18 protein-coding genes, 1 tRNA gene and 1 pseudogene are annotated in these 20,720 nt (G+C 61.6%); 17 read left to right on the plus strand and 3 right to left on the minus strand.

Annotated features, from left to right (window positions below; genetic code table 11):
* The first annotated feature begins 263 nt into the window (after positions 1–263).
* The 14 genes and pseudogenes from NKH19_RS29130 to NKH19_RS29195 all read left to right on the plus strand — a co-directional run bounded on the left by NKH19_RS29130 (position 264) and on the right by NKH19_RS29195 (position 14,481).
* Positions 264–2,294, plus strand: a complete 2,031-nt coding sequence (locus NKH19_RS29130) for a conjugal transfer protein TraG (protein ID WP_023776462.1) — start codon at positions 264–266, stop codon at positions 2,292–2,294.
* Positions 2,295–2,414: 120 nt separating this feature from the next.
* Positions 2,415–2,828 carry a CopG family transcriptional regulator gene (locus tag NKH19_RS29135; RefSeq protein WP_023708017.1) on the plus strand — a complete coding sequence of 138 codons (414 nt, stop codon included), beginning with the start codon at positions 2,415–2,417 and terminating at the stop codon, positions 2,826–2,828.
* Positions 2,825–3,793 carry a P-type conjugative transfer ATPase TrbB gene (gene trbB, locus NKH19_RS29140; RefSeq protein ID WP_023776463.1) on the plus strand — a complete coding sequence of 323 codons (969 nt, stop codon included), beginning with the start codon at positions 2,825–2,827 and terminating at the stop codon, positions 3,791–3,793. The genes NKH19_RS29135 and trbB overlap by 4 nt, the downstream gene beginning before the upstream one ends.
* Before the next feature lie 11 nt (positions 3,794–3,804).
* Positions 3,805–4,113, plus strand: a complete 309-nt coding sequence (locus NKH19_RS29145; protein ID WP_023669260.1) for a TrbC/VirB2 family type IV secretion system protein — start codon at positions 3,805–3,807, stop codon at positions 4,111–4,113.
* Entirely contained in the window at positions 4,113–4,385 is a 273-nt protein-coding gene (locus NKH19_RS29150) for a VirB3 family type IV secretion system protein (RefSeq protein WP_023776464.1), read from the plus strand. The genes NKH19_RS29145 and NKH19_RS29150 overlap by 1 nt, the downstream gene beginning before the upstream one ends.
* Positions 4,379–6,829 carry a conjugal transfer protein TrbE gene (gene trbE / locus NKH19_RS29155; RefSeq protein WP_023829585.1) on the plus strand — a complete coding sequence of 817 codons (2,451 nt, stop codon included), beginning with the start codon at positions 4,379–4,381 and terminating at the stop codon, positions 6,827–6,829. Before NKH19_RS29150 ends, trbE begins: the two co-directional genes overlap by 7 nt.
* A complete protein-coding gene (gene trbJ, locus NKH19_RS29160) occupies positions 6,826–7,551 on the plus strand; it encodes a P-type conjugative transfer protein TrbJ (protein WP_023776466.1) in 726 nt (241 codons plus the stop codon). Before trbE ends, trbJ begins: the two co-directional genes overlap by 4 nt.
* 36 nt (positions 7,552–7,587) lie before the next feature.
* The gene (trbL, locus tag NKH19_RS29165; protein ID WP_023776467.1) at positions 7,588–8,910 is read left to right on the plus strand and encodes a P-type conjugative transfer protein TrbL; all 1,323 of its coding nucleotides are present in this window, start codon (positions 7,588–7,590) and stop codon (positions 8,908–8,910) included.
* A pseudogene (gene trbF / locus NKH19_RS29170) lies at positions 8,911–9,641 on the plus strand (conjugal transfer protein TrbF).
* Positions 9,631–10,659, plus strand: a complete 1,029-nt coding sequence (gene trbG / locus NKH19_RS29175) for a P-type conjugative transfer protein TrbG (RefSeq protein WP_023776469.1) — start codon at positions 9,631–9,633, stop codon at positions 10,657–10,659. The pseudogene trbF and the gene trbG overlap by 11 nt, the downstream one beginning before the upstream one ends.
* Before the next feature lie 10 nt (positions 10,660–10,669).
* The gene (locus NKH19_RS29180) at positions 10,670–11,887 is read left to right on the plus strand and encodes a TraB/TrbI/VirB10 family type IV secretion system protein (RefSeq protein ID WP_023776470.1); all 1,218 of its coding nucleotides are present in this window, start codon (positions 10,670–10,672) and stop codon (positions 11,885–11,887) included.
* 13 nt (positions 11,888–11,900) lie between these two features.
* Positions 11,901–12,179 carry a DUF2274 domain-containing protein gene (locus NKH19_RS29185; protein WP_023689356.1) on the plus strand — a complete coding sequence of 93 codons (279 nt, stop codon included), beginning with the start codon at positions 11,901–11,903 and terminating at the stop codon, positions 12,177–12,179.
* A 685-nt stretch (positions 12,180–12,864) separates the two neighbouring features.
* Positions 12,865–13,158 (plus strand): helix-turn-helix domain-containing protein, encoded by a 294-nt coding sequence (locus NKH19_RS29190; RefSeq protein ID WP_023689355.1) that lies wholly within the window; start codon positions 12,865–12,867, stop codon positions 13,156–13,158.
* Positions 13,159–14,481 carry a type II toxin-antitoxin system HipA family toxin gene (locus tag NKH19_RS29195; protein WP_352789951.1) on the plus strand — a complete coding sequence of 441 codons (1,323 nt, stop codon included), beginning with the start codon at positions 13,159–13,161 and terminating at the stop codon, positions 14,479–14,481.
* A 264-nt stretch (positions 14,482–14,745) separates the two neighbouring features.
* Here NKH19_RS29195 and NKH19_RS29200 read toward each other — a convergent pair whose 3' ends face one another.
* From NKH19_RS29200 to NKH19_RS29210, 3 genes are all read right to left on the minus strand, one after another.
* Positions 14,746–16,056 carry a tyrosine-type recombinase/integrase gene (locus NKH19_RS29200; RefSeq protein WP_023729047.1) on the minus strand — a complete coding sequence of 437 codons (1,311 nt, stop codon included), beginning with the start codon at positions 16,054–16,056 and terminating at the stop codon, positions 14,746–14,748.
* Positions 16,057–16,268: 212 nt separating this feature from the next.
* Positions 16,269–16,344, minus strand: a tRNA-Phe gene (locus NKH19_RS29205).
* Positions 16,345–16,665: 321 nt separating this feature from the next.
* Complete coding sequence (locus NKH19_RS29210) at positions 16,666–17,538, minus strand: helix-turn-helix domain-containing protein (protein ID WP_352871530.1); 873 nt, start codon at positions 17,536–17,538, stop codon at positions 16,666–16,668.
* A 106-nt stretch (positions 17,539–17,644) separates the two neighbouring features.
* Here NKH19_RS29210 and NKH19_RS29215 point away from each other — a divergent pair, with 106 nt between their 5' ends.
* The 3 genes from NKH19_RS29215 (at position 17,645) to NKH19_RS29225 (ending at position 20,719) form a co-directional block, all read left to right on the plus strand.
* Positions 17,645–18,916, plus strand: coding sequence for an ABC transporter substrate-binding protein (locus tag NKH19_RS29215; protein ID WP_352871529.1), 1,272 nt, complete (start codon positions 17,645–17,647; stop codon positions 18,914–18,916).
* 109 nt (positions 18,917–19,025) lie between these two features.
* Positions 19,026–19,886, plus strand: coding sequence for a carbohydrate ABC transporter permease (locus NKH19_RS29220; RefSeq protein WP_352871527.1), 861 nt, complete (start codon positions 19,026–19,028; stop codon positions 19,884–19,886).
* Positions 19,883–20,719 (plus strand): carbohydrate ABC transporter permease, encoded by an 837-nt coding sequence (locus tag NKH19_RS29225; protein WP_352871525.1) that lies wholly within the window; start codon positions 19,883–19,885, stop codon positions 20,717–20,719. The genes NKH19_RS29220 and NKH19_RS29225 overlap by 4 nt, the downstream gene beginning before the upstream one ends.
* The last annotated feature ends 1 nt before the right edge of the window (position 20,720 follow it).

Below are 20,720 nucleotides of genomic sequence, written 5' to 3' on the forward strand. Positions count from 1 at the left end.
CGAACGACGCTCAACGCGAGCGCGACGACCGGTTCTTGATCTCTACCTCAACCGCAGGCGCCCCTCCCGCGCAGCGGGTTCGTTCTCCGGCCCATACAAGTCATTCGCTCGTGCCTTCGCGATGACATTTCTTGACGCCCCCCAATCTTCCAAGCCTGCAACGTTCACTGCATCGCACGGGCGCGTATGTTGGGTATCTTCAATATTCTGGAACGTCACGTCATGCTGCTTCCATCTACTACCAAACAGTGGAGGCTGTGCCCGTGACACCGACGAAGCTCCTTGTCGGCCAGATCGTAGTTGTGTTCGCCATCGTCATCGTTGGCGTATGGGCGGCAACGCAATGGTGCGCCCACATGCTGGACTATCAGCCGCAGCTTGGCGCGCCATGGTTTGCCGCGGCGGCCCGGCCGATCTACAAGCCGTGGAAACTGTTCGAATGGTGGTTTCACTTCGACGCCTATGCGCCTGAGGTCTTCGACAAGGCCGGCATGCTTGCCGGAGCCAGCGGATTCTTGGGGTGTGCGGCCGCAATAGCTGGCTCCCTCTGGCGCGCGCGGCAGAGGGGGTTGGTCACCACCTACGGTTCCTCACGATGGGCCGCGGCTCGGGAAATCGAGAAGGCAGGCCTGTTTGAGCCGGCCGGCGTTTTCCTTGGCAAACTGAAGGACCACTATCTGCGACATGACGGGCCGGAACATGTCATGGCCTTTGCGCCGACACGTTCGGGCAAGGGCGTGGGATTGGTCGTTCCAACGCTTCTTTCCTGGACCGGCTCGGCCGTCATTCACGACATCAAAGGCGAGAACTGGCAGCTGACTTCCGGCTGGCGGTCGAAGTTCTCTTTCTGCCTCCTGTTCAATCCGACCGACTCGAGATCGGCGTGCTATAACCCGCTGCTGGAAGTGCGCAGGGGTTCAGATGAGGTCCGCGACGTTCAGAACATCGCGGACATTCTCGTCGATCCGGAAGGCGCGCTGGAGCGGCGGAATCATTGGGAGAAGACTAGTCATTCACTCTTGGTCGGGGCCATCTTGCACGTGCTCTACGCGGAAGAAGAAAAGACGCTCGCGCGCGTCGCCACTTTCCTGTCGGATCCGCAACGCTCGTTTGCCGCGACACTGCTGCGGATGATGACCACCAACCACCTCGGCACGGCGGACACACCTCGGGTCCATCCCGTCGTGGCCTCGGCGGCTCGCGAGGTGCTGAACAAGTCAGAGAACGAGCGTTCTGGCGTTCTCTCGACCGCAATGTCGTTTCTCGGGCTCTATCGTGATCCGACGGTTGCCTCGGCAACATCGGCCTGCGACTGGCGCATTGCCGACCTCATGGATGCGGAACGACCGATGTCGCTCTATCTAGTGGTGCCGCCATCGGATATTTCGCGCACCAAGCCACTGGTGCGACTGGTGCTCAATCAGATCGGCAGGCGACTGACGGAGCGGCTGGAAGGTGACCCGAAGAAAAGCCGCAAGTACCAACTGCTCATGATGCTGGACGAATTTCCGGCTCTTGGTCGCCTCGACTTCTTCGAGACCGCGCTCGCCTTCATGGCGGGTTACGGCATCCGCGCCTATCTGATCGCGCAATCCTTGAACCAGATCTCCAAAGCCTATGGCGAGAACAACGCCATTCTCGACAATTGCCATGTGCGCATTGCCTTTTCCTCCAACGACGAGCGCACGGCCAAACGCATATCGGATGCGCTCGGTACGGCGACGGAACTCAGGTCCATGCGCAACTACGCCGGCCACCGGCTGGCGCCCTGGCTTTCGCACGTCATGGTCAGTCGCCAGGAGACCGCTCGCCCGCTGCTGACGCCTGGCGAAGTGATGCAGTTGCCGCAAGCTGACGAATTAATCCTTGTTTCCGGGTTGCCGCCGATCCGCGCCCAGAAGTTGCGCTATTACCAGGATCCGAATTTCACCGAACGGGTGCTGCCGGCGCCGGTGTTGCGCGACGGTCTGTACGCGGACTGTCCTGCGTCGCGCCCCGACGATTGGAGCGGACAAGTCCGCAGTGTTGACCGCCGTCTCGCTGCCGATGACGAACACGCCGGCGCGGCAATCGAAGAAGGGAGCGGCGTGCAACAGCAGCGTCATCCCGGCCTGCCTGAAGACCACGTCGTCGTCTCTCGGGAGCCTGATCAGGATGACCTCTTCAATCTGTCGGACGATGACGCCGAGGCACTCGCAGACAAGCGCGTCATGGACCGGGTTTCTACCGCGGCGAGCGCCTACGGCCTCAACGAGGGAAGGGGCGACGACAAGGACATCATCCCCGGCTTCTGAACGCTTTCCGCAACTGAGGCGTATCTCGGCGTAGATAACGCCCATAAGCGATTTTGCGGATATCGGCGATGTTCGTTCGCACCGCCGGCGCATCAGCGCCGGCCAGTCGGAACGAGATGTATGAAGCCCCATCGCATTCGCCACCAGTTTCTGCTCGAACCCGAATTGAGCGAGAAGCTGGAAACCCTCAGCCGCAACCCGTCGACCACGAAATCGGCAATCGTCGCGAAAGCGGTCGAGGCCTTCATCGAACGGCGTGGTGAAAACGAGCTCGACCAGCGCTACGGCAAGCGGCTGGACCGTCTTTCCCGCGATCTCGACCATGTCAGGCGCGACGCCGAAATAACTCTGGAGAGCCTGGCGCTCTTAATCCGCTTTTCAATCACGCTTCATGCGCACACGCCAATTCCGGATCGGGCGACACAGGCGATCGCCCAAGAGCGCTTTGACAAATTCGTCGAGCAGGTCGGTCGCCAGATAGCCTCCGGGAAGCGCTCGCTTGGTTACGGCAATGGCAACGGAGGCGAAGGATGAACTCTCATCCCGCAGCGGACCACCGCCGCCGAGCCATGCTGCGCACAGCCATGGGCGCCGCGATCACCGAGGCCCTTGCCGATCCGACCGTCATCGAGGTGATGGTCAACCCCGACGGCGCGCTGAGGCTCGACCAGTTGGGAGAAGGCCGGGTCGATACAGGCGTGCATATGCATCCTGCCGAGGCGGAACGCATCATCCGGCTCGTCGCCTCCCATGTACGCGCCGAGGCGCATGCAGATAGTCCGATTGTCAGTGCCGAATTGCCATCAGGCGAGCGCTTCGAGGGTCTGCTACCGCCGGTCGTGCTGGCGCCATGCTTCGCCATCCGCAAACCGGCGGCAAAACTCTACACGCTGGCCAACTACGTCGCCGATCGCGTCATGCTCCCGCTGCAGGCTGATGCCCTGAGGAAGGCAGTGCGCGAGCGGCGCAACATCCTGGTCGCCGGCGGCACATCGTCGGGCAAAACGACACTTACCAATGCTCTACTGGCAGAAGTCGCCGAATGCGATGAGCGGGTGATCCTGATTGAGGACACCCGCGAGCTGCAATGCGCGGCCAAGGACTGCGTTGCCATGAGGACGAGGCGGGGCTCCATCACACTCGCCGATCTCGTACGCTCGACCTTACGGCTGAGGCCCGACCGCATCATCGTCGGCGAAGTCAGAGGCGCGGAAGCGCTCGATATGCTGAAGGCATGGAACACCGGACATCCCGGCGGCATTGCCACGGTTCACGCCAATTCGGCACGCTCCGCACTCTATCGTATTGAGCAGCTCGCCCAGGAAGCCGTTGTCACCGTTCCCCGCCGGCTGATCGCCGATGCCGTCGACTTGGTCATCTTTATTGCCGGAAGAGGACCCGCGCGCCGCGTTGACGCGATCGCCGAGGTCACGGGTCTCGACGGCAGCGGCGATTACGCCGTCACCCCGCTCACACTTCCGCAACTCCAGCAGCTCTGAAAGGTCACCTCATGCGCAAGAAGCTTCGCTTTCTTTCGTTCGCCGCCGTCGCGCTTCTTCTCACGGCCCAGGCCCACGCTGCCGGCTCCGGCATGCCGTGGGAACAGCCGCTGCAGCAGATTCTGGAATCGGTGCAGGGGCCGGTCGCCAAGATCCTCGCGGTGATCATCATCATCACCACCGGTCTGACCCTTGCCTTCGGCGACACGGCGGGCGGTTTCCGCCGGCTGATCCAGATCGTCTTCGGCCTGTCGATCGCCTTCGCGGCCTCGAGCTTCTTTCTTTCCTTCTTCTCCTTTGGCGGCGGGGCAGTCGTCTGATGAGCACCGGAGAGCAGCATATCGAAGGCTTCGAGGTTCTGGTCCATCGGGCGCTCACCGAGCCGATCCTGCTCGGCGGCGCGCCGCGGGCGGTGGCGATCCTCAATGGCACGGTGGCCGCGGCCATCGGCCTAGGCCTGCAGCAGTGGATTGCGGGTGTGATCCTCTGGATCGCCGGCCACACGCTCGCGGTCTTTGCCGCACGGCGTGATCCGGATTTTGCCAGCGTGCTTGTCCGTCATCTTCGTCAAAAGGGCTGGCTTGCATGCTGAAGCTTTCCGAATACCGCGGCAAAGCCGACCGGCTTGCCGACCATCTGCCCTGGGCAGCACTCGTCGCGCCCGGCATCGTGCTCAACAAGGATGGCAGCTTCCAACGGACATTGCGGTTTCGTGGCCCCGACCTTGAAAGCGCGACGGAGGCCGAACTCATCGGCATATGCGCGCGGGCAAACAATGCGCTGAGAAGGCTCGGCTCTGGCTGGGCATTATTCTTCGAGGCCGAGCGCATCGAAGCGCTGGGCTATGCGAGCTCGGCCCTTCCCGATGCTGCCTCATGGCTGATCGATGAGGAACGGCGCGCGGCCTTCGAGGGCAAGGTCGCGCATTTCGAGAGCATCTATCATCTGACCTTGGTCTTCATGCCTGGGCCCGATGGCCAAGCGCGCGCGGAAAGTGCTCTCGTCGACTCGCATGACTTGGGAGGGGAAAGAGACTGGCGCCAGGAGCTTGCCCGGTTCCGAGACGAGACTGACCGCGTTCTCGATCTTCTTTCGGGCTTCGTGCCCGAGGTGCGCGCGCTCGACGATGCCGAGAGCCTGACGTACCTGCACGGCACGATCTCGACACGCCGTCATCCGGTTGCCGTGCCGGAAACGCCAATGTATCTCGACGGCGTCCTGGTTGACGCGCCGCTGACCGGCGGCCTAGAGCCGATGCTGGGCGAGCAGCATCTGCGCACGCTCACAGTTCTCGGCTTTCCGAACGTCACCCGGCCAGGAATCCTTGATGCGCTCAATAACCAGGATTTCGCCTATCGCTGGGTGACGCGCTTCATTCCACTCGACAAGGCGGAAGCCACGAAGACGCTGACTCGGCTCCGCCGGCAGTGGTTTGCCAAGCGCAAATCGATCGCGGCTATTCTGCGCGAGGTGGTGACCAACGAACCGGTGCCTCTCGTCGACAGTGACGCCGACAACAAGGCGCTCGATGCCGATGCAGCACTGCAGGCATTGGGCGGCGATCATGTCGGCTTCGGCTATCTCACCACAACGGTGACGGTGTGGGATCAGAACCGTAAAGCCGCCGCGGAAAAGCTTCGCGCCGTCGAGCGGATCGTCAACGGGCTCGGCTTCACCACCATTCGCGAAAGCATCAATGCCGTCGAAGCGTGGCTTGGTTCATTGCCGGGTCATGTCTACGCCAACGTTCGCCAGCCGCTCGTTCACACGCTTAACCTTGCCCATCTCGTGCCGCTGTCGTCCGTGTGGGCAGGTCCAGCGGAGAACGAGCACCTTGCCGAGGTCACCGGCGATTACGCTCCGCCGCTTCTTTTCGCCGAAACCAGCGGCTCGACGCCGTTTCGGCTTTCGACCCATATCGGCGATGTCGGCCACATGCTGGTTGTCGGGCCGACCGGTGCCGGCAAGTCGGTTCTGCTTGCCCTGATCGCTTTGCAGTTCCGGCGCTACGCTGGCGCGCAAATCTATGTCTTCGACAAAGGCAATTCGGCCCGCGCCGCCGCGCTTGCCATGGGCGGCGACCACCATGCGTTGGGTGCGAATGGTGCGCTTGGTTTCCAGCCGCTGCGCCACATCGACGACCCGGCCACACAGAGCTGGGCTGCCGAATGGATCGCCGGCCTCATTGCCCACGAGAATGTCACAGTCACCCCGGAGGTGAAGGAGGCAATCTGGTCGGCGCTCACCAGCCTCGCCACCGCGCCGGCGCAGGAACGCACGCTGACTGGCCTGTCGGTCCTGCTTCAGTCCAATGCGCTCAAATCGGCATTGATGCCCTACACGCTCGACGGACCATTCGGCCGCCTGCTCGATGCCGATGACGACCGGCTGGCCATCTCGGATGTGCAGTGTTTCGAGACCCAGGAGCTGATGCACAGCCAAGGCGCTGTGCTGCCTGTGCTCACCTATCTGTTCCATCGTCTTGAGGACCGGTTTGACGGGCGGCCGACGCTGCTCATGCTCGACGAGGCCTGGGTCTATCTCGACAACCCGCTCTTTGCCGCCCGCATCCGCGAATGGCTTAAGGTGCTGCGTAAGAAAAACGTCTCCGTCATCTTCGCGACGCAGTCGCTTGCCGACATCGCCGGCTCTTCTATCGCACCCGCAATCATCGAGAGCTGCCCGCAGCGCATTTTTCTCCCCAATGATCGTGCGGTGGAGCCGCAGGCACGGGCAGCCTATGAGCGCTTCGGTCTTAATGAGCGACAGATCGAATTGGTCGCCCGCGCCACGCCGAAGCGCCACTACTATCTGCAGTCGCGCCGCGGCAATCGCCTCTTCGAGCTCGGGCTAGGCCCGATCGCTCTTGCGCTTTGCGGCGCCTCCGACCCGGCCGCGCAGACCCTGATCGACAATATTCTTTCCGAAGAGGGGCAGGGCAGCTTTGCCGCCCGTTTCTTCAGTGCGCGCGGCCTGGATTGGGCTGCCGAGCTTCTCCAGCAATTTCCTCAACCTAACAAGGAGCAATCGTCATGATCGGACGCCGCCTTTTTACTAGCCTGGTCACCGTTTCCCTGATTGCCAAACCGATGGCTGACTACGTCCAGCCGGCCTATGCGCTCATCGTGTTTGACCCGTCCAACTATACGCAGAATGTGCTGTCGGCAGCACGCGCATTGGAGCAGATCAACAACCAAATCCAGTCGCTTCAGAACCAGGCGACCATGCTGCAGAACATGGCGCGCAACCTTCAGCGCCTGGATTTCTCTTCCGTGGGCCAGCTTACCGGCTCGCTCCAACGGATTGACGGTCTGATGACCCAGGCGAGCGGCCTGAGCTTCGATCTCGACAAGCTGCAGGACCAGTGGCGCCAGCAATATCCGGAAAGCTACGACGCCACCATCAAGGTCAGCGATGTGGCGAGCGCCGCGCGCGAGCGCTGGCAGAGCGCCATGCAGGCGTTCCGCCAGACCATGAGCGCGCAGTCGCAGATCGTCGAGAACGTGCAGGCCGATGGCGACCTGCTTACCGATCTCGTCAATCGCAGTCAGGGCGCGGCAGGTGCCCTCGAGGCAAGCCAGGCTACCAATCAGCTGATCGCGCTTTCGACCAAGCAGCAGATGCAGATCCAGACGCTGCTTGCGACCCAGTTCCGGGCCGAAGCCGAGGATGCGGCGCGCAAGGCGCAGTCTGAGGAAGCCGCTCGCGAGAAGACGAAGCGTTTCCTGGGCACCGGCACGGCTTATCCCGGCAACTGAGCGGCAGTTCTTCAAGACAACGAGGAAGGCGGCGACATGAACGACCTCGGAGTCATCGATCGCTTCATGGAGACCTTTACCCGCTACATTGACAGTGGGTTCGGTCTGCTTTCGGGCGACGTCGCCTTTCTCACCACCATTCTGATCGGCATTGACATCACGCTCGCGGGCTTGGTCTGGGCGTTCGGCGGCGAGCCCAACATTCTCGGCCGGCTTGTTCGCAAAGTGCTCTATGTCGGCGCCTTCGCCTTCGTCCTGAACAATTTCAAGAACCTCGCCGACATAATTTACCGCTCCTTTGCCGGTCTCGGCATCAACGCATCGGCCGGCAACCTGTCCGCCGACAGTCTCCTGCGGCCAGGCCGCATTGCCGCGGCCGGCTTCGAGGGCGCCTGGCCGCTCCTCAATCAAGCGAGCCAGCTAGTAGGCTTCCCCGAGATCTTCGGTAACGCGCTCACCATCTTCGTGCTGCTTCTGGCCTGGTTCCTGGTCCTCATCGCCTTCTTCATTCTTTCCATCCAGCTCTTCATCACCATCCTCGAGTTCAAGCTCACCACGCTGGCCGGCTTCGTCCTGGTGCCCTTCGCGCTCTGGAACCGCTCGGCGTTTCTGGCCGAGCGCGTGCTCGGCAATGTGATTTCGTCGGGCATCAAGGTGATGGTGCTTGCCGTCATCGTCGGCATCGGCTCCACGCTCTTTGGCGAGTTCGCTTCCGCCCTGCAGGGCCAGGAGCCGGACCTGGCGGCGGCCATGTCTCAGGTGCTGGGTGCGCTGGCGCTGCTTGGGCTCGGCATTTTCGGCCCCGGGATTGCCTCGGGTCTTGTTTCCGGCGCGCCGCAGCTTGGCGCTGGCGCGGCACTTGGAACAACGGCGGCCGCAGCTGGATCAACGCTCGTTGCCGGAGGCGCTGCGTTTGCCGGCGCGCGCATGGCAACAGGCGGCGGCCTCGCCGCAGTCCGTGCCGGCGCCGCCATGGGGTCCGCTGCCACCGTCGCTTGGCAAACGGGGCGCGCGACATCGCCCGAGTCCGGGCTGTCCGGGGTAGCTGCTGGGCTGCATGGGGTTGCGAGTGCCGCTAGCGGCGCCGCGATGCGGGGAATGCGATCCGCAGCAGAACCATTCCGCCGTAGTGCCGACGCCGGTCGCGATGCCGGCTGGACCGCGACCGGCGGCATGCCGACCGCGTCAAAGACAGGAACCTCGCCCGCTGCAGCCTCTGACCCCGCGCCGGTCTGGGCAAGGCGTCTGCGTTCCGAACAGACCGCACGCGCCCATCGCAATGCTGCCACGCAGGCGGTGCGCGATGGAGATCGGGGCGGAAGCGGCGCCAATCCCTCCCTCAATGACAAGGAAGACTAGATGCTCTTCAAGCGACCCGTTCAGCGTTATGGAAAGACGCCCGAACCCGTAACACCCTACCAGAAGGCCAGCCAACTCTGGGATGAGCGCATCGGCACGGCGCGCGTCCAGGCCAAGAACTGGCGCTTCATGGCCTTTGGCTGCCTGGCTCTGACGACGGGGCTTTCCGGTGGGCTTCTGTGGCAGTCGATGCAGGGCCGCGTCGTGCCTTATGTCGTCGAGGTCAACCGCTTTGGCGAGGCGCACGCGGTCGCGCCGGCAGTCCAAAACTACCAGCCCGACGATGCCCAGATCGCCTGGCATCTCAGCCGCTTCATCCAGAATGTCCGTTCGGTTTCCACCGATGCGGTTCTGGTGCGGCAGAATTGGCTGTCGGCCTACGACTTTGCCACCGACCGAGCGGCGCTCTTCCTCAACGAATATGCCAAGGCGAACGACCCTTTCGGCCAAATCGGCACGCGCAGCGTGTCAGTGCAGGTGACCAGCGTGGTCAGGGCTTCCGACAGCTCGTTCCAGGTCAAATGGACCGAGCAGGTGTTCGAGCGCGGCAGCCTCGCCAGCACGACGCGCTGGATCGGGATCCTCACCATCCTCATCCGCCCGCCTAGGACAACCGAGCAGCTGCGCAAGAACCCGCTCGGCGTCTTCATCAACGCGATCGACTGGTCGCGCGAGCTCGACAGCGCCGCGCCAACCCCGTTTCCCCTAAGGAGCCCGCCAATGACAAATAGAGCCCCATTGCTTCGTGCTGCCTTGATCCTGTCGGCGTCTGCTGCGGTTCTTTCGGCCTGTGCCTCGAAGCCAGTGCCGCCGCCTCAGATTTCCTATGACCACGAGGACTTCAAACCAGCCGCGATCGAGAAGGCGCCGGAGAAGCCGGTCAAGGTCGTGGAAGTGCCGAAACCGTTACCGTTGCCTGGTCAGTTGATGCCCGCACCCGGCAAGCCCGCCCCAGATAAGCGCTCGCCGGAAGAACAGGTCGCCGATGCCAACAAGGCGGCGACGCAACAACCCACCAAGTTTGGCTATGTCAATGCGGTGCAGGTTTACCCCTTTGCCGACGGCGCGCTCTACCAGCTCTACGCCGCGCCGGAGCGCGTCACCGATATCTCATTGCAGCGGGGCGAGAAGCTGACCTCGGTCTCAGCCGGCGATACGGTCCGTTGGGTGATCGGTGACACCGTTAGTGGCTCAGGCGATGACCAGCGCACTCATGTGCTGGTGAAGCCATTCGCGCCGGGGCTTGCCACCAATCTGGTCATCACGACGGACAGGCGATCCTATCACCTGCAGCTTCAAAGCACTGAGAAAACTGCCATGGCGGCGCTCTCCTGGATTTACAGCGAAGACCAACTCGTGGCGCTTCGGCGGCGCAACGCTCAGGCCGAGGCTGAAATGCCCGCGGCCTCGAACGTAGCACTCGAAAACATCCGCTTCCGCTATTCGATCGCCGGCGACACGCCACCATGGAGACCGACGCGCGCCTTTGATGATGGCAGCAGGGTCTATATCGAATTCCCGCGCCGTATAGACCAAGGTGAGGCGCCGCCGCTCTTCATCGTCGGAGCCGACGGGGACAACCAGCTCGTCAACTATCGCATGCGCGGCAACTACTACATCGTCGATCGCCTCTTTGCTGCGGCCGAGCTAAGGCTGGGCACCAAACAGCAGCAGGTGGTGCGCATTACGAGAACCGACGGTCGGAAACCGCCGCGGCGGGTTTCGCTGTTTTCGCGTTTTGGCAGGTGAGGGGAGGCTCATGACCGATACTTCCCATCCGAATGCTCCGCCGAAGCTCAATCCCGAACAGCTGCAGCTGCGAGCCTCGCCCCGCCGAGCGGTGCGGTTCAGGCGCGGCATAATCGTCGCGATCGCTGCTGTTGGTTCCGGCGCTGTTTTTGGCGTCACGATGATGGCGCTGCGGGGACCCGCATTGCGCCTGAAACAGCAGGCCGAAGAGCTCTACAGCACGGACCGCAAGCCGACCGCCGAGGGACTTGAATCGCTGCCCAAGGACTATTCCGGGAGCAAGCCGAAGGCTCCGGTGCTTGGACCGCCGCTGCCCGGGGATCTCGGCCGTCCTATTCTCGAGCACCAGCGCCAGCTTGGCATCGCACCTGGGCAAGACGTTTCCGCCGAGGCGCAGCGGCTTGCACAACAAGCGATTGAGGCGCGCGAGTCGCAAGTCCTCTTCCGCATCGAAAACCGGCCCCAGCAGGCGGAAGCTTTTGGCAATGGGCAGGGCGGACGTTCCCCTTTCGAGACGGCGTCTCCGCAGCCAGATGCCGAAGGCCAGCGAGCTTCCGTCGCGCCGGCCGAGGGCGACCAGAACAATCAACAGCGCAAGCTCGATTTCATCGATCAACGGAACACCGGCGGGATCTACAACCCGCATGCACTGCAGACGCCGGCTTCGCCCTATCAGATCATGGCCGGTAGCGTGATCGCTGCAAGCCTGATCACCGGCATCAATTCCGATCTGCCCGGCCTTGTCGTCGCCCAGATCACCGAGAATGTGCACGACAGCGTCACCGGCAGCATCCTGCTCATCCCGCAGGGCTCACGGCTGATCGGCACCTACGACAGCGTTGTAGCCTTTGGGCAAAGGCGCGCTCTGTTGGTGTGGCAACGCATCGTTATGCCGAACGGCTCCTCTACCGAAATCGACAATCTGCCCGTGACCGACGCGGCCGGCTATGCCGGGCTTGAGGACAAGGTGGATTTCCATACTTGGCAGTTGATCAAGGGCGTCGCGGTGGCCACATTGCTGGGGGTTGGTACCGAGTTGAGCTTTGGGGAAAATGAAAGCGACTTGGTCAAGGCAATTCGTGAATCCACCCAGCAGAACGTCAGTCAAGCGGGCCAACGGATCACTGAAAAGAACCTGAACGTCCAACCCACGATCACCGTGCGCCCTGGTTGGCCGTTGCGCGTCATCGTGCACAAGGACCTCGTGTTGCGGCCATACACGGGGTGAACAGGAGGACTTCATGGCTAACCTGAAACTCGGAAAACTTCCGGACCGGACACCTTCGAAGATCACCATCACCGTTGGCGCCGACTTGAGCCAAGCACTCAACGACTATGCCGCACTTTACCGTGAGACCTATGGCGAGTCCGAAACGGTGGCGGAACTGATCCCCTTTATGCTGGTCGGGTTCCTGGAAGGCGACCGGGCGTTTGCCAAGGCCAGAAAGGAAGGTCTGCCGGGCGCCGGCGCGTCGGAGAAACCACGAAGGCAATCATCTTCCACACTGGACAACGGTTAGCGCTTGGTGTCATTTTGGAGCACGCTAGGTTCTTGATGCTGACCGCGTTGCCGCCGGTCCGTACTCCACCAGTTCGAGTGCCTCCTCCTTTGTGCAGGAATTCGCCTGAGCGAGTTCGAGCGCCTCTTCAAGGAAGCGATGATTGCGCTCCTGTACATCGAGGTGCGCCGGCGTCGGAAAGCACGCGACAATCCGTTGCCACACGCGGTGTTGAAACGAGCCTGAAGGCATGTCTAATTCCCAGCGGTTACCCTGAGAAGACACTGAGTCTGAGGGAGATTCAAGTTTCAGGGGAACAACTAAGCCTGCTAGACAATAAGTGCATAAAAGCCGTGGCTTTTTCTTGCGGCCGGCCTCGTTCTCTTCGGACAAAAAATCGATCTTGTCACGATGCCGCCAGACCGGATGCTGAATGACAACTTCTCGCCAACAGTAATTGAATAGCGGACCGGACCGCTCCCGGCCCCGACAAGTTGTTGAGTTCTCGACCAGCGGTCATTCTCGATGGTACCGTGGCGAAAGGTCGATCGCACATTGTTGCGTGGCGCAATGATTTATATACGTTAGTATATGAAGGTTGTCGATATGTGAACCTATATAGCCTTAAATTGATATAGTGACGTATATTGACACCCGTCATATACGAGCCTATATCAGGCTAGCCCATACAGAAATCGTATACGCCATGAAGATCAGAACAGCTCGCGACATTGGAATCCTGATCAAGGAGGCCCGCACCCGGCGCGGCCTGTCACAGGCTGCCTTGGCCAAAATGATCACCACGACGCAGACGTGGGTGTCGTGGATCGAGAACGGCAAGCCCAGCGCCGAGATCGGCAACGTGCTGCTGGCGCTGACCACGCTTGGTGTGGAGATGGACTTTCAGATCCCGCCGGCGCCGACGTCGGCTGATCATCATCATAATGCCGATGAACGGCATGTCGACGATGACGACGACGAGATTCCCTACAAGCTCTAGATGACGATGATCATGATGAACCCGATCGACACCCTCGACGTCTATATCGCTGGCAGACCGGTTGGGGGGCTCCACCACCTGCAGGGCGGCAAGCTTTCGTTCTCCTATCACGAGGCATGGATGGAAGGCCCGGTGGCGATCCCGCTCTCCCTGTCCATGCCGACGATCACCAGGACCTACGAGGGCAAGGTCGTCGAGGCATTCCTCTGGGGCCTACTGCCGGATAATGAGCAGACCCTCGCCAGATGGGCGCAGAGGTTCCAGGTCTCCGCCCGAAACCCGTTTGCCCTGCTCAAGAATGTCGGCCGCGACTGCGCCGGCGCCGTCCAGTTCCTTTCGCGTGGCGACCAGATTTCCCGCGGCGAGAACGTGGAGTTGCTCACCGAGGCGCAGATCGGCGACCGCCTGCGCGATCTGCGCAAAGATGGTGCAGCGACCCGGCGAATCGGCGATCCTGGTCAGTTCAGTCTCGCTGGTGCGCAGGCAAAGACGGCGTTCCATTTCGATAAGGGCAGCAATCGCTGGGGGATCCCTCTAGGCGACACGCCCACGACACACATCTTCAAGCCGCCTTTGCCGCACTTGCACGGGCATACCGAGAACGAGCATTTCTGCCTGCAGCTTGCATCCAAGCTCGGCATGGACGCTGCACATAGCCAGGTTCTCGACTTCGCAGGCGAAAAGGCAATCGTTATCGAGCGCTACGACCGCCGCAACAACGAGGGCAAGACCATCCGCATCCATCAGGAGGACATGTGCCAGGCCCTGTCGGTGATGCCGACGCTCAAGTACGAGAACCAGGGTGGGCCAGGTATCACGACGATCTCCAGAAAGGTGCTGTCGGCCTCCCTCGACCCCGTCCAAGACCGTCAGATCTTCATGGCCGCGAACGTCTTCAACTGGATCATCGCCGGCACGGACGCGCATGCAAAGAACTACTCGATGCTGCTCGGAGCCCAGGGCGAGGCCCGCCTAGCTCCGCTCTACGACATCTCCTCCATTCTGCCGCACCTCGGGGGAGAGATCCAATCTGAGATGCGCGACCTTAAACTGGCGATGAAGATCGACAGAGTCTATCCCATCGAGGAGATCATGCCGCGCCACTGGGGGCGCTGTGCGTCCTCAGCAAAGGTTGGCGGCGAGTACACGGTGCGGACGATCCGCCATCAGCTCGCGGTGATGCCCGATATGGCATCGGAGTGCGCCCAAGAGCTTCGCCAGGAGGGGATCATCCATGAGATCGTTGGTCGCCTCGTCGACGCGATCGCGACGCGCATCAAGGGCTTGTCCCGGATCTATGGAGAGGAAGGTTGTGGAGGTTAAAGTCGGGCGGGGATAGCAGATCCACGGACTAATGCCGGCGAAACGGACGGACCGCACACTGCCCACGGGATTCTCGCTCTAATAGCGCGCGGCCCCGGGCCGGGTAGATGGCCGGTTTCGGAACCGGCCATCGGCAGCTTGAATGACGGAAATGGGGTCGGCTGCAGAACGGCAGCTTCCTGCCGAACGCGGTCAACTTTCTCTCCGGAAAATCTGACAATGCGGGCCTACGATTTGGCGTCGAGTTGTGGCGTTTTTCGACGGTCAGTATGATTTCCGGCGGTTGGAGATTTGTATCGGCGTTTGATGAACGGCCTCTGTTGGTTTCAAAGTGGATGGTCGCGTTGGTGTGTGGACAGCAGGCTTGCGGCGTCCCTCGATTGAGATCACCCGCAGGTTTTTGCTCTTGAGTTCATCCAGATAATCGGCCCACCACTGCATCATCTCGACGCGCTCGTCCCAGTGCTCTGCCCGGGCGTAGGCGCGCCGAACGTCGTTGTTCTCAATGTGGGCCAGCTGCCGCTCTATCGCGTCCGGATGCCACTTGCCGCATTCGTTCAGCAGAGTTGATGCCGTTGCTCGAAAACCATGCGCGGTAGCTTCTTCCTTGCTGTAACCCATACGACGCAGTGCGGCGTTAAGGGTATTGTCGGAAATCGGACGCGAAGCCGATCGAACACTAGGAAACAGCAGCGATCCATCACCAGAGATTTCTCTCAGTGAAGTCAGGACGCTGATCGCTTGCTTTGATAGGGGTATGCGGTGCGGCCGTCGCATTTTCATGCGTGCTTCAGGGATCGTCCACACCGAGCTTTCAAAATCGAACTCTTCCCATTCAGCGGCGCGAAGCTCGCCTGGGCGGGGAAACAGCAGCGCTATCAGCTTCAGACCGGCTCGCGTTGTAGGCTGTCCGTCAAATGCATGGATCGCCCTCAGCAAACCGCCCAAGGCCTTCGGATCGGTAATCGCGGCGCGAGACGTTACCTTCGGACTGATGAGTGCGCCTCTGAGGGCGAAGGTCGGATCTGTCTCGGCGCGTGCGGTCGCGATCGCGTATCGAAACACGCTGCCGATGGTGGAGCGCAGTCGCCTGGCCGACTCATATCGACCGCGAACCTCCACGCGACGGAGGGCGGTAAGGATGCTGGCCGGCTCGATCTCCCGAATGCACTTGTCGCCGATTATCGGATAGGCAAAGTCGAGCAGCCATTTGACCTTGCTGATCGTCCGGTCGGCACGTCCCTCCTTCTTCAGCTTGTCAACATATTCGTCCGCGATTGAGCGAAAGGAGTCCTTTGCCGAATCGGCCTTCCGCAAGCTGCGTTCCTTTCCAGGGTCGACGCCAGCTAGCAGGAGCCTTTTAGCATCATCGCGCGCCTCCCGTGCCTCGGCGAGAGAGATAAGGGGATAGCTGCCCAGCGCGAGCAGTTTCTGCTTGCCGTCAAAGCGGTAGGCGAGCCGCCAGAGGCGAGAGCCCGTGGGCTGTACCCATAGCTGCAGCCCGCCCCCGTCAGACAATTTCGCGAGTTTGGAAGCAGGGCGGGCGTTTCGACATTTCACGTCGGATAGGGCCATTCGTCAGGTCTCCCTTGGCTGTTTCGATACCATCAGGATGTCGAATACCAACGGAAATACCATCCCCCCGCCTCGTTGGATCAAATGCGCCCGAAGCGCTCTCTGTCACGCCTAATTGCGCAATGCGACAGCAAAAGATCAATAATTCCAGTCGCTTGCAGAAGCTGCAGCGTAGACGGTTCGGCTAAACGGAGTGTCGGGAGAAGAGGGGATGGTGCCCAGAGGCGGATTCGAACCACCGACACGCGGATTTTCAGTCCGCTGCTCTACCAACTGAGCTATCTGGGCCTGTTCCGGCGAACGACAACTCGTTGACCGGATCTCATCAAGGCGCCAGGAGCGCCCCTTGAAAGCGCGTGGGTTATAGCACGGGAATTCGGCCTGTCCAGCGCCTAGATGGCGATTTCAGACAGGAAAAGCGATGCCATGCAGGGCCCCGGTTTCCGTGCCGCTTCCATGGCCGGAATGGCGCACAGCATCGCACGATCCGGCCTTCGTCACCCTTGTCCGCGTCGCTATTGCGGGCTGAAATGCCATGACACGTCTTTTAGCCGGCGATCGTGGCGCCAATGCTTTCGCGGCACCAGGTGCGCCACAGGTCGTCGTTGCCTATCTGGCGCCCGTCACGCCTCTGCGAAAATCCGACGGCGACATGCCGGCCAGCTTGCGAAACGACTTGTTGAAGGCGCTGAGCGAGCCGAAGCCAGAGTCCATGGCGACGCGCAGCACATTGGCGTCCTGATGCATCAAAAGCGCTTGCGCATAGCTCAGCCGCAAAAGGTTGACATATTCATTGAGCGTCATGCCGGTCGACTTCTTGAACAGGTTCATGGCGTATTTGGGATGGATGTCGGCGGCGGCGGCGATATTCACGCAATCGATCTCGTAGAGGAAGTTCTCGGCGATGAAATCGCACATGCGCCCGACATTGCGCGACGATTGCTGGTCGAAGGGGCTGCCCGTTTCCTGCCCGGGCGCGGTTCCGGGCACCAGCCGATAAGGCTCGAACCGCACCCGCTCCAGCCGCAGCAGCAACTCGTTCACGGCATGCTCGATCATGGCCGGATCGCCCGAGCGGAAGTAGCGGTTCCAGCGCTCGAAATTGTGGTGGTCCGCCGGATCGGTCGCGCCCGTCACCAGCGTGGCGCCCGTCATCAGCCGATGGCGGACATCCGTCGGCAAATGCAAGCGAAAGAAATGCACCAGCGGCAGATGCGCGCCGGCATAGATAGCGTCGTCCGAGAGATCGTCCATCTGGTGCGGCAGGCCGCCCCAGAACAGGCACATGTCGCCCGCCGACAGTGCGATCTCATGTTCGTTCATGCGGTAATGCACGCTGCCGCGCACGATGAAATTGACCTCGACCTGGGCGTGCCAATGCGGCTTGAGCATCACCAGCGGATGGTTGTGAAACATCTGCAAGGCCAGCGGCAGGCCTTCCACGCTGCTGGCGCCAGGCTGATAAAACGGCCGTTCCGGCATCTTACTTTCCGCCAATTTCATATTCCCTTTGACGGCGACAGGCCCTGCCCAGTGCATAGTCTAGCCGTGCTCACAGTGAGAGAGCAAATGGAATGGGAGGATTTCTATGCGCATCACAATGACCTGCGCCGCGCTCGTGCTTGCCCTGGGCTCTGCCCCGGCCTATGCGCAGTCCGGCGAAATCACCATCTGGAGCTGGAATGTCGCGGCTTCATCGCTGAAGGCGACGATTGCCGGCTTCAACAAGCAATTTCCCGACGTCAAGGTCACGGTCCAGGATCTCGGCAACCAGCCGACCTACGACAAGTCGATCGCCGGCTGTGCCGCCGGAGGCGTAGGCTTGCCCGACATCGTCTCGATCGAGAATGGCGAGGCCGAAAATTACTGGAGCCAGTTCCCCGACTGCTTCGTCGACCTGCATACGCTGGGCTACACAGCCGAGGATCAGGCGAAATTCCCCGACTTCAAGCGCACCGAACTCGAAGTCGGCGAGAAGGCCTATGCGATGCCGTGGGATTCAGGCCCGGTCGCCGCCTTCTATCGCCGCGACTTCTACGAAAAGGCCGGGGTCGATCCGGCGTCGATCAAGACCTGGGATGATTTCATCGCCGCCGGCAAGAAGATCCAGGCCGCCAATCCGGGCGTCACCATGACCAACGCCGATTTCAACGGCGATAGCGAATTCTTCCGCATGATCTCCAACGAACAGGGCTGCGCCTATTTCTCCGCCGACGGGCAGTCGATCACGGTCAACCAGCCCAAATGCGTCGATGCCATGACCAAGATCAAGGAGATGAAGGACGCCGGCATCATCTCGTCGGCCGACTGGGGCACCAAGATCACCAACAACACGGCCGGCACCGTCGCCACCCAGATTTATGGCGGCTGGTACGAGGGCACCATTCGCACCGAATCGGCCGGTGAAAACGGCAAATGGGGCGTCTATCTGATGCCGAGCCTCACCGCCGACGGGCCGCGCGCCGCCAATCTCGGCGGGTCGTCGTTGGCCATCACTTCGGCGTCGAAAAACAAGGAAGCCGCCTACGCCTATCTGAAATACACGCTGGAGACGAACGAAGGCCAAATCACCATGCTCAAGGAGTTTGGCCTGGTGCCTTCGCTGGTGTCGGCGCTCAACGACCCCTATGTCTCGGAAGGCCTGCCCTACTGGGGTGGCCAGGCCGTGTGGAAGGACATTCTCGGCACCTTGCCCAAGGTCGTTCCGAGCCGCGGCACCCCGTTCCAGAGCGACGCCGAAATCATCGTCCGTGCCGTGCAGACCAAATATCTGGCCGGAGGCTACCCCGACGCCAAGGCAGCGCTCGACGACGCCGCAAGCCAGATCGCCGCGGCGACCGGATTGCCCGTCAAATCTTGATCTGGACGTGATGGTCGCGGGGCGGCATGACGCTGCCCGCGACCATTGCCGAACGCGCCCCGCGCTTCAGCAGGGCGCGCCACCCTTGAACGCGGAAAGGAGGCAACAAATGCGCTACCAGAATGCAACGGCGTATCGCTTCCTCGCGCCCTATCTGCTGATCTTTGCGGTCTTCTGGGTGTGGCCGATCATCAGCTCCTTCATGATCTCCTTCCAGGCGACGCGCACCGTGCCGTGGCGGTTCGCGCCAGGCTTCAACTGGGGGCGATTGATCGGCGATCCGGCGTTCTTCAACGCGCTGAAGAACACGCTGCTCATCCTGGTCATCCAGGTGCCGGTGATGATTTCGCTGGCGCTCGTCATGGCGGTGCTGTTGAACTCGCCGCTCCTGAAGGCGCGCGGCCTTTACCGCTTTGCCTTCTTCGCCCCGGTGGTGGTCGGCGAGGTCGCCTATTCGGCGGTGTTCCGGCTGATGTTCAACCTCGATTTCGGCATCATCAACAAGCTCCTGAACAGCGTCGGCTTGCCCAAGATCGACTGGTTTTCCAACGTCACCCCGGCGATGGCGCTGATCATGATCGCGGTGACCTGGCGCTGGGCCGGTTACAACGCCATCATCCTGCTCGCCGGCATGCAGTCCATTCCCGAAGATGTTTACGAGGCGGCGACGCTCGACCGCGTCAGCAAGCTCAAGCAGTTCTTCTACATCACTCTGCCGCTACTCAAGCCGGTCATCGTGTTCTGCCTCGTGCTGTCGATCATCGGCACCATGCAGCTGTTCACTGAGCCGTTCCTGATCACCGAGCGCGGCGGACCGGGCGGCGGCACGGAGACGCTTGGCCTGCTGCTCTATCGCCAGGGTTTCCGGTCGCTCAATTTCGGCTACGCATCGGCCGTTGCCTACACCATGGCCGGCCTGGCGATCGCCATCACGCTGGCGCAGCTGTGGCTGACGAGGGAACCGAAATGAGTTCGCGTTCCTCCGCCAGGCTGGGACGCAGCATCGCGCTGCATCTGTTCCTGACGCCGCTGGCACTGATCTGGCTGTTTCCGCTGTGGATGATGGTTGTCTTCTCGACCATGCCGGACAACGGCATCTTCAGCCCCGGCATCGAGCTTTTGCCGCACGGCAATTTCATCGACAATTTCAACAATCTGCAGCGCGACACCAACTTCGTCGGCGCCATCGGCATTTCGGTGTCGGTGGCGGTGACCTACACATCCCTGTCGGTGCTGCTGACGTCGATGGCCGGCTGGGCGCTGGCCCGCTACCAGTTCTTCGGCAAGGGCGCGGTCGTCGCCATCATCCTCGGCACCATCACGCTTCCCTATGCGGTGGTGCTGATCCCGCAATTCATCATGGTGGCGCGCGACTTCAAGCTTGCCAACACCTGGGTGGCGCTGATCGTGCCGCCGCTGTTCAATTCGCTCGGCGTGCTGTTCATGCGGCAGAGTTTTTCGATGATGCCGGACGACCTCTTCGACGCGGCGCGCGTCGAAGGCGTGAAGGAATGGCGCATCTTCCTTTTCGTCGCGCTGCCCCTGGCACGGCCGATGCTGGCGGCGCTCGCCATCATCTTGTTCCTCGCCTCCTGGAACAATTATCTGTGGCCGCTTTTGATCAACAGCCAGCCCGGTTCGATGACGGCGCCGGTGGCGCTCGGCACGCTGATCGGCCTCACCAAGGTGTCGTGGGGCGGCATCATGGCGGGCGCGGTCATGCTGACGGTGCCGATGCTCGTCGTCTTCGTGCTGCTGCAGCGCCATTTCATCGCCGGCATCGCCGCCGGCGCGGTCAAATAAG

The sequence above is a fragment of the Mesorhizobium sp. M1338 genome (genome assembly GCF_040318045.1).
GTDB lineage: Bacteria > Pseudomonadota > Alphaproteobacteria > Rhizobiales > Rhizobiaceae > Mesorhizobium.